Below are 13,229 nucleotides of genomic sequence, written 5' to 3' on the forward strand. Positions count from 1 at the left end.
AATTGCCTTTTTATGACTGTTAATTAATTTAATATAAATACCGATAAGTACGACAAGCAGCAGCCCGAATAAAGCTGTAAATAAATATATACCAGCGCCATGGATGTTGTTTTTTACAAATATGGGATAACACGAAAAAACACACGCTAAAATTACAACTAAAATGTTAGCAAGACGAAGACTATACAAATTATTTTTACATTCTTTATTCATGAGTATACAATATTGCTCGCGTCCCAACGAATAATAACGCCAGAAACTTAATAATCTAAACATCTTAAATCCTTTATTAATCAATCTAACTAAATTTTTCTAAAGAATCAAGATATTTCCTATTTTTTTGGTTAAATTTTAAAATTGATAGGCATATTTTTAAATTTTAAATATATGGAATATCTAAAAACTGAAGTTCTTAGATGTTCTCTATAATAATTACTTTTTGCCGGAATATAAGGTAAACTCCATTTTATCCTTGTTCTGCGAGAGGGCATTTAACCATAAATTTTTCTTTTTTGTAATTTCCTTGCTTTTACGGCCTATTGCGCGTAATTTCTCATATACCATTGAACCGTTTTTGGCGGCAAGCCATGTTTTGTAATGATCTCCATGAAAAATAACCGTGGATTTTTCTTCTACTTCTATGTCAATGTACTTTTCAAAAGCGTCAAGAAGAAGCTGATATTTATCGGTAATTCCTCTAAGATAATCAAGAATCAGCCTGTCAAACAATGGAATTTGTTCGCTGATAAAAAGTAAGTCGCGTAAATATTCAACGGCTAGATAGTAGTCTTCATCCTTGCAATACGCTTTATATCCAAGACGGCACATATGCACATAGGATTCATTTGTAATAGTCTGCATATCCCGAATAGGCCGGGGCGGCGTTATGGAAAATTTGGGCATGGATTGGGCAACTCTTACAAGCAGTTCAATCATATCTTGATAAATGCGCTGTTCCCATAAATTTTCGCGAGTTGAAGAAAAAAGTTTAGTCATATACTCTTCAAATTTTTCCTTATAACGCTCATTTTTGTCAAAAACAACTTCGCAGGTAGGGATCATAACCCCTTTAAACTCAATGTGGCCGGTATCAAAGAAATAAATCGCGTTTTTTTGCTCCAGAATACATTGTTCTGCGGAGTTTTCTTTCTCATAATTCATCATTACCTGTTTGGCAATCATGATTCTCGATTCTTTGGGCGAAAGCTCATTTGCCCTAGTTTGCAGTCTGGCTCCTGAGTTCAGAAGAAAACCGGAAAGGTTGCCTCTTTCCGTAATTATCAACGGGCTTTGCGTATTTCCGCCAGTAATTCCGGCGGAAATTTTAAAGACAGGGAGGTTTTCGGCGTTGCCTGTACGCTTTGTAGGTATTGCCGGATCTTTAACAACATCTGTTTTGCCAAAATAGTCAATAATGCACAGAGTCACCATAACCGCGTCTTTGGCGCTCGCCGCGACAACGACCATTTCATCGCCTCTTTCCCTCTGGCTTATAGCGCCGCATTGGGTGGAGATGCGTTTAATTTCATTTTCAATGGCCCAATCCAAATTGTGCATCATGGAAAGATTTTTTCTGGACTCCATGCAGAATTTTGTATAACCGTGGATATCAAGCATCGCGATATAAAGGTTTGATATTTGCAGAGTTTTTTTCAAATCCCCAGCTTCGGGAAAATCCCTGTCGGGAATGATCAGTTCTTTCCAGAGTTTTTTGTGGGTGGTTGGAGAAATAGCCGCGAAAAATCCCCAATTCAAGTTTTTTATCAGTTGAAACGCCCTCATAATCACAGGGTGCGTCAATTTGTCTTTTATAGCGGGCGCGACCAGTTCCCTTAGCTTTGAAAAAGTGATAATTTCCTTAGTGATTATTTTGTCATAAAGGAATGAGAAAAACTCAAATTCTGTCATTCCAGCGCTATACTCGCCAATGTTTTTCACTTTTTATTTCCTGAGTATTATTATACTACACACCAAAAAAAAATAATAGAGTATAAATTTAAAATATATTGTTAATCCTGTATTTTTAAGGTATTATTAAGATAATGGAAACTGTTGCGAATTTAAACAATTCCGCCGTCGCGTTAACCGAGGCAAATAAGCCTTTTGAGGCAATTCCCCTATTTCGCGAAGCGTTAATTTTAGAGCCGGAAAACCCGCTTTTATGGCTAAATTTAGGTATAGCCCAGCAGAAAACAGGCGAGTATTCGGAAGCAATTGACAGTTTTAAACGTTCTTTGGACATTGACAACGATATTTGTGAGGCATGGAATTCCATGGGCCTTATTTATTACGAATTAAACGATTTTGTTCTTGCGGAGAATTGCTACAAGACGGCGTTGTCCTGCAGTGACAATGATCCAAAAATATGGAATAATCTTGGCGTTTTATATTTTAATTTAAGTAATTTTGAAGAAGCCCGTAATTGCTTTGAAAAAACGATAAGCATATTTCCGCAATTTAAAGACGCGTTGATCAATTTAAGGGACACATGCAGGGAATTGGAAGATTACAGGGCGGCTGCGGAATTTGAACGGGTTATTTCCAACTTGGATATTAGCGGCCGGGTATAAATATAAATGAAAGTGCTTTATGTGGCGGAACTGGTTGGTAAAGCCGGCGTTTATACGTTTAAAAAAGCGTTATGTGAATTAAAAACCCGCTATCCGTGGGATTTCATGATTGCGTGCGCCAACGGGGCCACTGGAGGAAACGGTCTTGGCCGCACTCATGCCGCCTACATCCACAAACTTGGCGCAAATGTTATCACCCTTGGAGACTGTTGTTTCTATAAAAAAGATTTAACAGAAAATCTTGACAAATGCCATTATGTTCTGCGTCCGGAAAATTTAAGTACTGACGCTCCGGGTATCGGATCAAAAATTTACAACATGGAAAATGAAAAAGTAGCCGTTGCGGTTTTTATCGGTCAGAACGGATTCGGGCGCGTTCATGCGAATAACCCCTTCACTTCCCTGTCTGCAGTCCTTGACAGGCTCAGGAAACAAACTCCCTATATCATTGTAGATTTTCACGCGCAGGCAAGCGCTGAAAAAAAGACTTTCATTTACGCCGCCGACGGTCTTTGTTCCGCCGTAATCGGCTCCCACACCAGAGTCCAAACCGCCGATGAAATAATCATGCCAAACGGAACCGCATACATAAGCGACGCCGGCAGAACAGGAAGCCAACAGTCAGTCGGCGGCTGTGAAATAAATTCGCGCATAAAAGAATACCTGACAGGCATCCCCGAATGGACAAAAGAAGCGTGGGAAGTGCCGGAACTGCAAGGCGTGTATTTGGATATTGGCAAAGACGGGAAGGCGCGGTCAATAGAGAGAATACATCTAGCGATAGGGGGAGTGGGGAGTAGGGAGTAGGGAGTGGGGAATAGTTGTTCGTTATCTTAGCGTTAAACCAACACGCTATGCTCGCTAACAACGCTCCCCACTCCCCACTCCCCAAAAATCAAGAGCCTTCTTTCACTATTTCAATCTTGATTCCGTCGTTTTGATCCAGTTCGTCTTTGGGCGGAATGGTTACGCGAAGAATTCCGTTTTTGTATACCGCTTTTACTTTTTCCTGAGCGTATTTGTCCAGAGGCACAAAGTACTTCTGCCTTTCGATGTCTTTCATTTTAAGGCGGCGTTTAAAGTAGCGGACATTTTCTTCTGATTGAAGTCTTGCGGGGCTGTCGGCTTGAGTTACGGAATTGTCAATCCTTGCGGAAAAGACCATGTAATCGCCCTGAAAAGAAAGGCTGATGTCTTTTTCATCAAAACCGGCTAAAGCAAATTCAAAAACAAGCGACCTGTCTTCAGTCATAAAAACATTCATTGGCGGGTAGGAATAGTTTGGGTAAAAATCGGTGTTTTCATCGAAGAAGTGTTTGCTGAAGTTAAACGGCCCTTGAGTGAAACCCTCGCCTCCGTTACAGTTGTTAAAATTCCTGTGGAATTCATCCTTAAATTCCTGGGCCGCATCGAAAATCTCGTCAAAAATACTGCCCAGATCCATGTAATTTCTTGTACCTTTCATACAATCTCCTCGCCGGGAACGCTTTTGCCTTTCCCCGACTGTAAAGGTGAATTTAGAACCCCCATACGGGCGATTCTTTGAGGGCATAATAACCCCTGTCTTAGAATTTACATGAGATATTATAAAAAGTCAATTAAAAAATTAATAGCCTGCAGTTGTCCCGCCGGCTAAAAGTTTAACTGCCGAACTTGTCCCTATCCGCGAGGCTCCTTCGGTAATGAAGGCTTCCAAGTCTTCGCGTGTTTTAACTCCGCCTGCGGCTTTTATCTTAACTCCCGCGCCGATGTGCTTTTTAAAAAGCCGCACGTCCGCCAGAGTCGCGCCAGCAGTCCCAAAACCAGTAGAGGTCTTGATAAAGTCAGCGCCGGCTTCCGTAACAATTTTGCAAAGGCGGATTTTTTCGTCTTCGGTTAAGTAGCAGGTCTCTATTATTACTTTCAGTATTTTTTCGCCGCAAGCTTTTTTAATAAGTTTGATTTCTTCAAGAGTAAAATCAAAGCGCCCATTTTTAACGTCGCCGACATTAATCACCATGTCGATTTCATTCGCGCCGCTTAGAATAGCGCGTTCCGCTTCCAGAACTTTCGCGGCGGTAATTGAATAGCCAAGAGGAAAGCCGATGACGGTGCAGATATTCAAGTTTTTAAATTCATTATGAATGGGGTTTACATAAGAGGGCGGAACGCATACGGAAGCAGTTTTATATTTAACCGCCTCATCGCACAGCGCTTTAATTTCTTCCCATGAAGAAGTCATCTTTAGGAGCGTATGATCTATCTTAGATAAAATTTCTTCATTAGTCATGTTACTCTCCTATTTGTTTTGACCTGACCACTCTGGAGTGGTCAGGCAAACATTAATTACCCCTCTAACGCAGGAAGTACCGTAAAATGAATATTACAAAGAGTACCCATGTTACTACGGTAATATCTTGGAATTTCCTAGCCGCAACTTTAAGAATCACATAGGAGATGACTCCGTATACGATGCCTTCCGCAATGCTGTACGCAAAGGGCATCATCACAATCGCGATGAACGCGGGGATGCCTTCGGTTGGATCTTTAAAATCAATTGTGGTCACGGGCTGTACCATTAGGAAGCCGACAAAAATCAAAGCCGGCGCCGTAGCCGCGTTTGGAATCAGAAGGAACAGGGGCGAGAGGAACAACGCTAACAGGAACATTATCGCCGTAACAAGGCTTGTAAGCCCGGTGCGCCCGCCTGCGGCTACGCCCGCGCTGCTTTCAATATAACTTGTAACCGTTGAAGTTCCAAGCGCGGCGCCAACAGACGTGCCAAGCGCGTCAGAAAAAAGAGCTTGCTTAACGCGGGGAATATTGCCGTCTTTATCAATAAGGCCGGCTTGAGTGGTAACTCCTACCAGCGTTCCTACGGTGTCAAAAATGTCAACAAACAGGAATGTAAAGAATACTATAAAAAAATTAAAACTTAAGATTTTTGTAAAGTCAAATTTGAAAAGCAGCGGAGCGTCGGGTATTGCAAACAGCCTCCAGCCTGACCAGCCGCCGTAAGGCTGGGTAATTCCCATTGGTATGCCAATAATTGTAGTTGCAAGAATACCGATAAGAATGGCTCCGGGAACTTTTAAAACATACAGTACGATAATAATCGCAAGACCGATAAGCGCCAACAACGCGTCGCCTGAAGTTATGTTGCCTAACCCGACAATAGTGCCAGAATTGCCGACGACAATATTCGCGTTAGCAAATCCAATCAGCGCGATAAATAAACCTATGCCTACGGCGACAGCTTTTTTCATATTTGAGGGAATAGCTTTTATGATTGCCTCGCGGACATTAAATAAAGAAAGAACCATAAACAGGATGCCTTCAAGGAAAACTGCTGTAAGCGCAATCTGCCATGTATACCCCATGTGCAAAACTACCGTATAAACAAAGAAAGCATTAAGCCCCATGCCCGGAGCAAGAGCGATAGGCAAGTTAGACGTAAACGCCATTACTATAGTGGCTATTGCCGCCGCAAGCGCCGTGGCGGTAAAGATGCCTCCCCACGGCATGCCTACAAACAATTCCGCTTCGGCGAACCTTCCGCTTAATATTCCCGGATTAACCGCAAGAATGTAAGCCATAGTTAAAAATGTTGTAAGACCCGCTACGATCTCCCGCTGGTACGTTGTACCATTTTCCTTTAACTTGAAAAGTTTCTCCATAAACATCTCCCCCTAAAAATTTATTTTACTTCACATATAGTGGCCGTTCCACATATTTAGTGTGGAGCAGCTTATGCGCTTTGTGACCGCCCGGCTCTCCAAGGAATTCCTTGTAAACCTGGCCTATATACGGATTTTGATGCGAACAGCGGTACTGGGACTTTTGATCGTCAGCGTAAAGGCCGCCAGTGCGTTGTTTGCGAATGTCATCCGTACAGCCGTATGGCTGTCCTCCGCCGGCGATACATCCGCCTCGGCACGCCATTACCTCGATAAAGTGATACGGCGGTTCCTTACCGGCTTTTTTCGCCTCGCGGAGTTTGTCTAAAACCGCTGCAATGTTTCCCATCTGATGGGCTACCGCAATGCGTATCTTTGTCCCGTTGCCAAAATCAACTTCCCCTTCCTTTACGCCGTCAAGCCCGCGGACGGGTTTAAAATCTACGTCGGGGAGTTCCTTTTTTGTAACAAGGTAGTAAGCGCTGCGGACTGCCGCTTCCATTACTCCGCCCGTTACGCCAAAAATAGTTCCGGCTCCGGTGTACGGCCCTAAAGGATTGTCAGCCTCTTCTTCGTCAAGCTTCAGTATTTCAATTCCCGCCTGTTTGATCATCCGCGCAAGTTCCCTTGTCGTAATAACAATGTCGACGTCGTAACCGTGGCCTGCGCTCTTCATGTCGTCATTGCGTTTTGTTTCCCACTTCTTCGCGGTACACGGCATGACTGATACCGAATACACTTTATCGGGATCTACTCCGGCTTTTTCCGCCCAGTAAGCTTTAATCATCGCGCCCATCATCTGCTGGGGTGATTTCGCGGTTGAGAAATTGGGAATCATGTCGTTGTAATACTTTTCCATATAATCTACCCACGCCGGGCAGCAGGAAGTTATAAGCGGAATGACGCTGTTTTTTTCTGTTAAGCGTTTTACAAGTTCGGAACCTTCTTCCATAATGGTAAGGTCTGCTGAAAAGTTAGTGTCAAAGACCGTTTTAAACCCTAATCTGCGCAGGGCGGCGTATATCTTTTTTGTAAAAACCGTGCCGGGATCAAGGCCGAATTCTTCAGCTAACGCGACGCGGACGGCGGGGGCAATCTGCACGACGGGGTGTTTTTCCTTGTCTTGCAGGGCGTTCCACACTTTTACGGTGTCGTCTCTTTCATAAATCGCGCCTACGGGGCAGTGAGCGGCGCATTGCCCGCACTTGATGCACGGGCTTTCACCTAACGGAGCGTCCGCCGCGCTGGCGATCTTTCCGTGTATGCCCCGCCCGAGAAATTCCAGCGCCCACACGTTCTGCACGTCCTGGCACACCTTTACGCATCTGCCGCAGCGGATGCACTTTTCGGGGCAAAGCACGATTGCGGGGTTGGAATCGTCTACGGGAATATCGTTCTTTATTTTTAAGAAGGGCGCTTCCCTAAGACCGAACTCGGAGGCTAGATTTTGAAGCTCGCAGGATTGGTTGCGTGGGCATTGGAGGCAGTCGTTGGGGTGATTGGAGAGGATAAGCTCCAAAACAGTGCGCCTGACCGCGATAATTTCAGGGTCGTGGGTAACAATGTTCATATTAGGCTCGCACGCCGTACAGCAGGCGCGAACCATTTTAGCCGAACCCGCAAGACGCACAATGCAAATGCCGCATGACGACCACGGCATAAGATCGGGGTTATAACACAGCCGTGGAATTTTTATATTTACCATTTCGGCAGCCTGAAGGATTGTCGTCCCCGGTTCCACTTCAAGCGTTTTTCCGTTTATCGTTAAGTTAATCATGTTTTCCCCCTTAAGCCTTTATCACCGCGTTAAATTTACATGAAACCATGCACTCGCCGCACTTTACGCATTCATCCTGATTGATGATATATGGCGGACGTTTTTTGTCCTTGTACTTTGACGCGTCTTCCACGACAATGCAGTTGCCCGGGCATTTTTTCGCGCAGGCGCCGCAACCGATACACTTAGAAGCGTCAATTGTAAATCTGATGAGTCTTCTGCATTTTCCGGCGCGGCACTTTTTATCGTGTATATGCTCGATGTACTCTTCGCGGAAATTTTTTAAGGTAGACATTGTTGGATTCGCGGCGGTACAGCCGAGCATGCAAAGAGACGCTTTTGTCATCGCGTTTCCGATAGCCTCAAGTTTTACAAGGTCTTCGTCTTCCCCGTTGCCCCTCGCTATTTTTTCAAGGATTTTAAGTATTTGCGTAGTGCCAATCCGGCACGGAGAGCATTTGCCGCAACTTTCATCAACGCAGAAGTCCATGTAGAAGCGCGACACGTCAACCACGCAGTCGTCCTCGTCCATTACTATCATGCCGCCTGAGCCCATCATGGAGCCGTTAGCCATCAATGATTCAAAGTCGATGGGAACGTCAAGTGATTTTTCGGTAAGAATGCCGCCCGACGGCCCGCCTGATTGCACTCCCTTAAACTTTTTATCGTCTTTAATTCCGCCGCCAACGTCGTAAACAATTTCGCGTAACGTAGTCCCCATAGGAACTTCGACAAGTCCTGAAAATTTGACTTTTCCCGTAAGCGCGAATACTTTTGTTCCCTTTGATTTTTCAGTACCGATTTTAGCAAGCCAGTCGCCGCCCCTAGCGGTGATGACGGGAACATTCGCAAATGATTCTACGTTGTTAATAATAGTGGGTTTTTGCCACAAGCCCTTGTTAGCCGGGAACGGCGGTTTAGGAACGGGCATTCCCCTGTTGCCTTCTACGGATTTAATAAGCGCGGTCTCTTCGCCGCAGACAAACGCGCCCGCGCCAAGGCGGATCTCAATGTCAAAATCAAAACCGGAGCCGAGGATGTCTTTCCCTACCAGCCCGTAATCGCGCGCTTGATCAAGGGCGATTTTTAGGCGTTCAATCGCGAGCGGATACTCGGCGCGGATGTAAACAAATCCCTGGCTGGAACCGATTGCCTTACCCGCAGTTATCATGCCTTCGATTACCGAATGAGGGTCGCCTTCTATCGTGGAGCGGTCCATGTACGCGCCAGGGTCGCCTTCGTCCGCGTTGCAGATAACGAACTTTTGGTCTCCTACGGCTTTGCGCGCCAAATCCCACTTTAGCCATGTCGGGAAGCCCGCGCCGCCCCTTCCGCGAAGGCCTGATTTTTTCATTTCTTCGATTATTTGTTCCTGAGTCCATTCAAAAAGAACCTTTTCAAGACCTACATAACCGTCTCGGGCGATGTATTCGTCGATTTTTTCAGGATCAATTACGCCGCAGTTGCGAAGCACGACCCGGAATTGCTTTTGCCCTGAGGGCATATTTTCTACAGTATTAATGTTATTCGCCATATTTATTATTCCCCTCTTATAATTGTTAAAATATCAGCGGCAGGACGCTCAAGGATACTTTCATCTAACAATTCCCTGCCAATAATATGCTTCGCGATGATCGATTTTGTCAGTTCAGGATCTACCATGCCGTAAATAACAGGCGGCATTCCGGGAACAATTACCTCTACGGTAGGCTCGGAATGGCACAGCCCCATGCAGCCGGTTTGCTTTACGCTGCAATTTTTAAGTTTATTATCTTTAATTCCCGATGTAAAAGCTTCCCATGTTTGTTTCGCTCCGGCGGCTATACCGCAGGTTCCCATACCGATAATAACCCGTGTTTCAACGCCGTCCTCTTCGCGCTTGTTAAACTCGGCCTTTTTTTCTTCTCTTAATTTTCTTAAATCCTCAAGACTCAATTTTGCCATAAATTTTTACTCCTCTTTACGGTTCTTTTTGTCAACCTTATGGTTATAGATTTAAACCTTATTTATTTTGATACTTGGCTATGATGCCGGGAATCATATCTTTGGTGAGCTTGCCATAGGTATCGTTGCCAACCGTAAGCACGGGCGCAAGGCCGCAACAGCCGACACAGCGCACCGGGTCTACCGAAAACTTGCCGTCCTGAGTTACCCCGTCAGGCTCTAGCCCTAGCAGGTTTCTAGTCTCGTCCATTATGTCCTGACTGCCCTTAAGGTAGCAGGCTGTTCCCAAACATACGGAAATTTTGTGTTTCCCCGGCATTGTGGTCTTAAAAAAGTGGTAAAAAGTGATAACCCCGTATATTCTTGCAAGGGAAATACCGGTAAGACGGGCTAATTGTTCTGCGGCTGGACGGGATATATACCCGTAGGTTTCCTGGGTTTTATGGAGAATCATAATCAGACTTCCCGGTTTAACCTTCCATTCTTCTATAAATGATAATAATTCTTGGGGAAAAGTAATATCCCCTTCTGTTTTTGCCATTTGTCCCCCTAATCAATTTATATGTGGATTGTAACAATTTATGGAAGTTTTGGCAAGGGGTGGGAGGGCTGGAAGGAATAGTTTGACATGAATAATGAATCCGTTATAATTACAGTATGTCGGAATATACCATCGTTTTTTTCTGGGATGATGAAGCCTCTGTATGGATTGCTGAAAGTGAAGATTTACCGGGACTTATCCTAGAATCCGAATCTTTTGACGCTCTTGTTGAAAAGGTCAAAAAAGCTGCTGTGGAGCTTCTTGAGTTAAGCGGATCAAATAATCATCAAATAAAACTACATCTTAAAGCTGAACGTCTCGCGGTTGTGGCATAATGGCTGAATATGAAAAGCAAGTAAGGAAAAAACTTTCTGAAAATGGCTGCCATCTTCTAAGGCGCGGCAAGGGAGATCATGACATTTGGTTCAGCCCTATAACCAATCTGCCTATTACCGTAGACGGAAAAATAATTTCACGTCATGTAGCAAATGGCATAATGAAAAGAGCGGGTATTAATTGGCATTTTTAATATGCCACTCTGTTTGTAACGTTTGATAAAAATGTTTATTTACATTACTATACTAAAAATGACACCGAAGGAGATAGCAATATGAGTAAATTCATGGTAAATATGACAGCCGTCAATCCTAAGGAAGAAGATGGAGATATGTCGCTTTTAGGCGTGCGGACTCTTGAAGGCTTTAGCGTAATGGTAGACAATATTGGACATCGTTTTGTCGCAACCACTTCTGTAGTGGCTTGAGTGATTGATATGCAGTTTTATTTCCAAGTGAAATTCAATCCGCAGGTTTTTTGCGCTTTCATTACAACCTGCATCTTGAACGCTTCGCTGTAGGTTACAAATTCTTTCTTCATTTTTCTCTTGTATAGGTTACTTTCCCGCCTTGGCTTTCTTGGCGTTTTCAAGCCATGTCTTGGCATTGGCATATTTCGGATCGATCCGCAGGGCGGCTTCGTAGTTCGTTATGGCGCGGTCATAGTCTTTCTTGACGTAGTACACATTGCCCCGGCCGTAATAGGCCTTCATGTAATTGGGGTCAAGCCGTATCGCCTCGTTGTAATCCGCTATGGCGCGGTCATAGTCGTTCTTTTCGTAGTACACATTGGCCCGATTGTAATAGGCATCCGCGTCGTTGGGGCCAAGCCGTATCGCCTCGTTGTAATCCGCTATGGCGCGATCATAGTCTTTCTTGTAGTGGTACGCATTGCCACGGTCGTTATAGGCATCGGCGTAATTGGGACTAAGCCGTATGGCCTTGTCAAATTCCGAAATGGCTTCTGTATAGCTGCCTTTTTTATAATACTCAGTGCCTTTGTCGTAAGCGGCCTTCGCGGCTGCGGAAGGCGCGGACTGAGTAGCAGTCTGCTGAGGCTGCGTGGTTACCGACTTGGCTTTCTTGGCGTTTTCAAGCCATGTCTTGGCATTGGCATAGTTCGGATCGATCCGCAGGGCGGCTTCGTAATCCGCTATGGCGCGGTCATAGTCTTTCTTGACGTAGTACACATTGCCCCGGCCGTAATAGGCCTTCATGTAATTGGGGTCAAGGCGTATCGACTCATTGTAGTCCGCTATGGCGCGGTCATAGTCGTTCTTGTCATAGTATGCATTGCCCCGGTTGTAATAGGGATAGGCGTAATTGGGGTCAAGGCGTACCGCCTCGTTGTAATCCGCTATGGCGCGGTCATAGTCTTTCTTGACGTAATACGCATTGCCCCGGTCATTATAGGCAACTGCGTAATTGGGACTAAGCCGTATGGCCTGATCAAATTCCGAAATGGCTTCTGTATAGCTGCCTTTTTTATAATACTCAGCGCCTTTGTCGTAAGCGGCCTTTGCGGTGGCGGAAGGCGCTGACTGAGTAGCAGTCTGTTGCGGCTGTGTGGTTTGCGTCGTTGTAATGGTCTGCGGTTTGTTGCCAAGATACGCTGTGTCAAAATACTGGCTGTATATGGCGGGTATCTGCGCTCTGTTGCTTGCGCGGGCGACATCAGCGCCGGTACGTTTAAATACTTCATCTACCGCGAGTCCCGGCGTTTTAAGATTGTTCAACAGGTGGGAGGTAAACAGGCCGTTCCTGCCGGTGCCGTCCGCCGCTGTGGAACCCGCGCTGGTCGCGTATACTATGATGCTGTCTGCGGGCTGGTTCGAAACTACCGTGAGGCCTCGGTTGCCGCTTCTTTTCCATGCAAAGGGGTTGTCTCTGCAAGCGTCTAGCACTACCATATTTAAATCGTTTCCCGCGTCGTTCAGTTCCGCAAGCGCCCATTGGACGGATACCGCCCTTTCCCTAAGAGAATTTTCAGTGGGTATGTTCGCCCCCACTGGAATTAAATAGTTCTCTCCGCCGGATTGTACCCCATGACCGGCGTAAAATAAAAAGCCATAGGAATTTTTTGATACCGAAAGACGGTTTTTAAGCTTCATTATCGCGTTTTCCATCTGGTCAAGGTTCGCGTCCAGAACTTTGTCCACGTTAAAACCAAGCCCTTGCAGGGCGGTAGATATGTCATTGGCGTCGTTAACCGGATTGTTAAGCTTTCCAATACCCGTGTAATTCCCGTTACCGATAACAAGAGCGTATTTCTGTTGGGCGAATAGCCCCGCCGTAAGAAAAAACATCAATGTAATAAATACCGCAAATTTTTTCATTGTATACTCCCGAATAAGTAATAATATACCATAAATAGCGGATAGTAAATAGTTATTAGTATTTTTGTTT

14 protein-coding genes are annotated in these 13,229 nt (G+C 44.9%); 5 read left to right on the plus strand and 9 right to left on the minus strand.

Annotated elements, in window-relative coordinates; all coding sequences use genetic code 11:
- Positions 1-432: 432 nt before the first annotated feature.
- On the minus strand, positions 433-1,938 hold the full coding sequence (locus ACYVRH_RS01445) for a hypothetical protein (RefSeq protein ID WP_461255151.1): 1,506 nt from the start codon (positions 1,936-1,938) through the stop codon (positions 433-435).
- A gap of 104 nt (positions 1,939-2,042) precedes the next feature.
- Here ACYVRH_RS01445 and ACYVRH_RS01450 point away from each other — a divergent pair, with 104 nt between their 5' ends.
- Both ACYVRH_RS01450 and ACYVRH_RS01455 read left to right on the plus strand, forming a co-directional pair.
- Positions 2,043-2,570 (plus strand): tetratricopeptide repeat protein, encoded by a 528-nt coding sequence (locus tag ACYVRH_RS01450; protein WP_461255152.1) that lies wholly within the window; start codon positions 2,043-2,045, stop codon positions 2,568-2,570.
- A gap of 6 nt (positions 2,571-2,576) precedes the next feature.
- Positions 2,577-3,377, plus strand: a complete 801-nt coding sequence (locus ACYVRH_RS01455; RefSeq protein WP_461255153.1) for a TIGR00282 family metallophosphoesterase — start codon at positions 2,577-2,579, stop codon at positions 3,375-3,377.
- A gap of 88 nt (positions 3,378-3,465) precedes the next feature.
- On the opposite strand, the gene ACYVRH_RS01460 is transcribed toward ACYVRH_RS01455, so the two are convergent.
- From ACYVRH_RS01460 to ACYVRH_RS01490, 7 genes are all read right to left on the minus strand, one after another.
- Entirely contained in the window at positions 3,466-4,035 is a 570-nt protein-coding gene (locus tag ACYVRH_RS01460) for an Hsp20/alpha crystallin family protein (RefSeq protein WP_461255154.1), read from the minus strand.
- Between the two features lie 141 nt (positions 4,036-4,176).
- Positions 4,177-4,839 carry a deoxyribose-phosphate aldolase gene (gene deoC, locus ACYVRH_RS01465; protein ID WP_461255155.1) on the minus strand — a complete coding sequence of 221 codons (663 nt, stop codon included), beginning with the start codon at positions 4,837-4,839 and terminating at the stop codon, positions 4,177-4,179.
- Positions 4,840-4,903: 64 nt separating this feature from the next.
- Positions 4,904-6,226, minus strand: coding sequence for an NCS2 family permease (locus ACYVRH_RS01470; protein ID WP_461255156.1), 1,323 nt, complete (start codon positions 6,224-6,226; stop codon positions 4,904-4,906).
- Positions 6,227-6,251: 25 nt separating this feature from the next.
- Positions 6,252-8,003 (minus strand): NADH-dependent [FeFe] hydrogenase, group A6, encoded by a 1,752-nt coding sequence (locus ACYVRH_RS01475; protein WP_461255157.1) that lies wholly within the window; start codon positions 8,001-8,003, stop codon positions 6,252-6,254.
- Positions 8,004-8,013: 10 nt separating this feature from the next.
- Positions 8,014-9,537, minus strand: coding sequence for an NADH-ubiquinone oxidoreductase-F iron-sulfur binding region domain-containing protein (locus tag ACYVRH_RS01480; RefSeq protein WP_461255158.1), 1,524 nt, complete (start codon positions 9,535-9,537; stop codon positions 8,014-8,016).
- Between the two features lie 5 nt (positions 9,538-9,542).
- Complete coding sequence (locus ACYVRH_RS01485) at positions 9,543-9,947, minus strand: (2Fe-2S) ferredoxin domain-containing protein (protein ID WP_461255159.1); 405 nt, start codon at positions 9,945-9,947, stop codon at positions 9,543-9,545.
- Between the two features lie 58 nt (positions 9,948-10,005).
- Positions 10,006-10,488 carry an NADH-quinone oxidoreductase subunit NuoE family protein gene (locus ACYVRH_RS01490; RefSeq protein WP_461252727.1) on the minus strand — a complete coding sequence of 161 codons (483 nt, stop codon included), beginning with the start codon at positions 10,486-10,488 and terminating at the stop codon, positions 10,006-10,008.
- 116 nt (positions 10,489-10,604) lie between these two features.
- On the opposite strand from ACYVRH_RS01490, the gene ACYVRH_RS01495 reads away from it, so the two are divergent.
- The 3 genes from ACYVRH_RS01495 to ACYVRH_RS01505 all read left to right on the plus strand — a co-directional run bounded on the left by ACYVRH_RS01495 (position 10,605) and on the right by ACYVRH_RS01505 (position 11,251).
- Positions 10,605-10,823, plus strand: a complete 219-nt coding sequence (locus ACYVRH_RS01495; RefSeq protein ID WP_461255160.1) for a DUF1902 domain-containing protein — start codon at positions 10,605-10,607, stop codon at positions 10,821-10,823.
- Positions 10,823-11,017, plus strand: a complete 195-nt coding sequence (locus tag ACYVRH_RS01500; RefSeq protein ID WP_461255161.1) for a type II toxin-antitoxin system HicA family toxin — start codon at positions 10,823-10,825, stop codon at positions 11,015-11,017. The genes ACYVRH_RS01495 and ACYVRH_RS01500 overlap by 1 nt, the downstream gene beginning before the upstream one ends.
- Before the next feature lie 81 nt (positions 11,018-11,098).
- Positions 11,099-11,251, plus strand: a complete 153-nt coding sequence (locus tag ACYVRH_RS01505; protein WP_461255162.1) for a hypothetical protein — start codon at positions 11,099-11,101, stop codon at positions 11,249-11,251.
- Positions 11,252-11,380: 129 nt separating this feature from the next.
- On the opposite strand, the gene ACYVRH_RS01510 is transcribed toward ACYVRH_RS01505, so the two are convergent.
- Positions 11,381-13,159 (minus strand): tetratricopeptide repeat protein, encoded by a 1,779-nt coding sequence (locus ACYVRH_RS01510; protein ID WP_461255163.1) that lies wholly within the window; start codon positions 13,157-13,159, stop codon positions 11,381-11,383.
- Positions 13,160-13,229: the final 70 nt, after the last annotated feature.

The organism is Treponema sp. R80B11-R83G3 (assembly GCF_054786115.1).

Bases quoted from the DNA above. Each gene is read 5' to 3' on its own strand.
- ACYVRH_RS01450 (WP_461255152.1), top strand. From the start codon at position 2,043: ATGGAAACTGTTGCGAATTTAAACAATTCCGCCGTCGCGTTAACCGAG.
- ACYVRH_RS01455 (WP_461255153.1), top strand. From the start codon at position 2,577: ATGAAAGTGCTTTATGTGGCGGAACTGGTTGGTAAAGCCGGCGTTTAT.
- ACYVRH_RS01460 (WP_461255154.1), bottom strand. From the start codon at position 4,035: ATGAAAGGTACAAGAAATTACATGGATCTGGGCAGTATTTTTGACGAG.
- deoC (WP_461255155.1), bottom strand. From the start codon at position 4,839: ATGACTAATGAAGAAATTTTATCTAAGATAGATCATACGCTCCTAAAG.
- ACYVRH_RS01470 (WP_461255156.1), bottom strand. From the start codon at position 6,226: ATGGAGAAACTTTTCAAGTTAAAGGAAAATGGTACAACGTACCAGCGG.
- ACYVRH_RS01475 (WP_461255157.1), bottom strand. From the start codon at position 8,003: ATGATTAACTTAACGATAAACGGAAAAACGCTTGAAGTGGAACCGGGG.
- ACYVRH_RS01480 (WP_461255158.1), bottom strand. From the start codon at position 9,537: ATGGCGAATAACATTAATACTGTAGAAAATATGCCCTCAGGGCAAAAG.
- ACYVRH_RS01485 (WP_461255159.1), bottom strand. From the start codon at position 9,947: ATGGCAAAATTGAGTCTTGAGGATTTAAGAAAATTAAGAGAAGAAAAA.
- ACYVRH_RS01490 (WP_461252727.1), bottom strand. From the start codon at position 10,488: ATGGCAAAAACAGAAGGGGATATTACTTTTCCCCAAGAATTATTATCA.
- ACYVRH_RS01495 (WP_461255160.1), top strand. From the start codon at position 10,605: ATGTCGGAATATACCATCGTTTTTTTCTGGGATGATGAAGCCTCTGTA.
- ACYVRH_RS01500 (WP_461255161.1), top strand. From the start codon at position 10,823: ATGGCTGAATATGAAAAGCAAGTAAGGAAAAAACTTTCTGAAAATGGC.
- ACYVRH_RS01505 (WP_461255162.1), top strand. From the start codon at position 11,099: ATGAGTAAATTCATGGTAAATATGACAGCCGTCAATCCTAAGGAAGAA.
- ACYVRH_RS01510 (WP_461255163.1), bottom strand. From the start codon at position 13,159: ATGAAAAAATTTGCGGTATTTATTACATTGATGTTTTTTCTTACGGCG.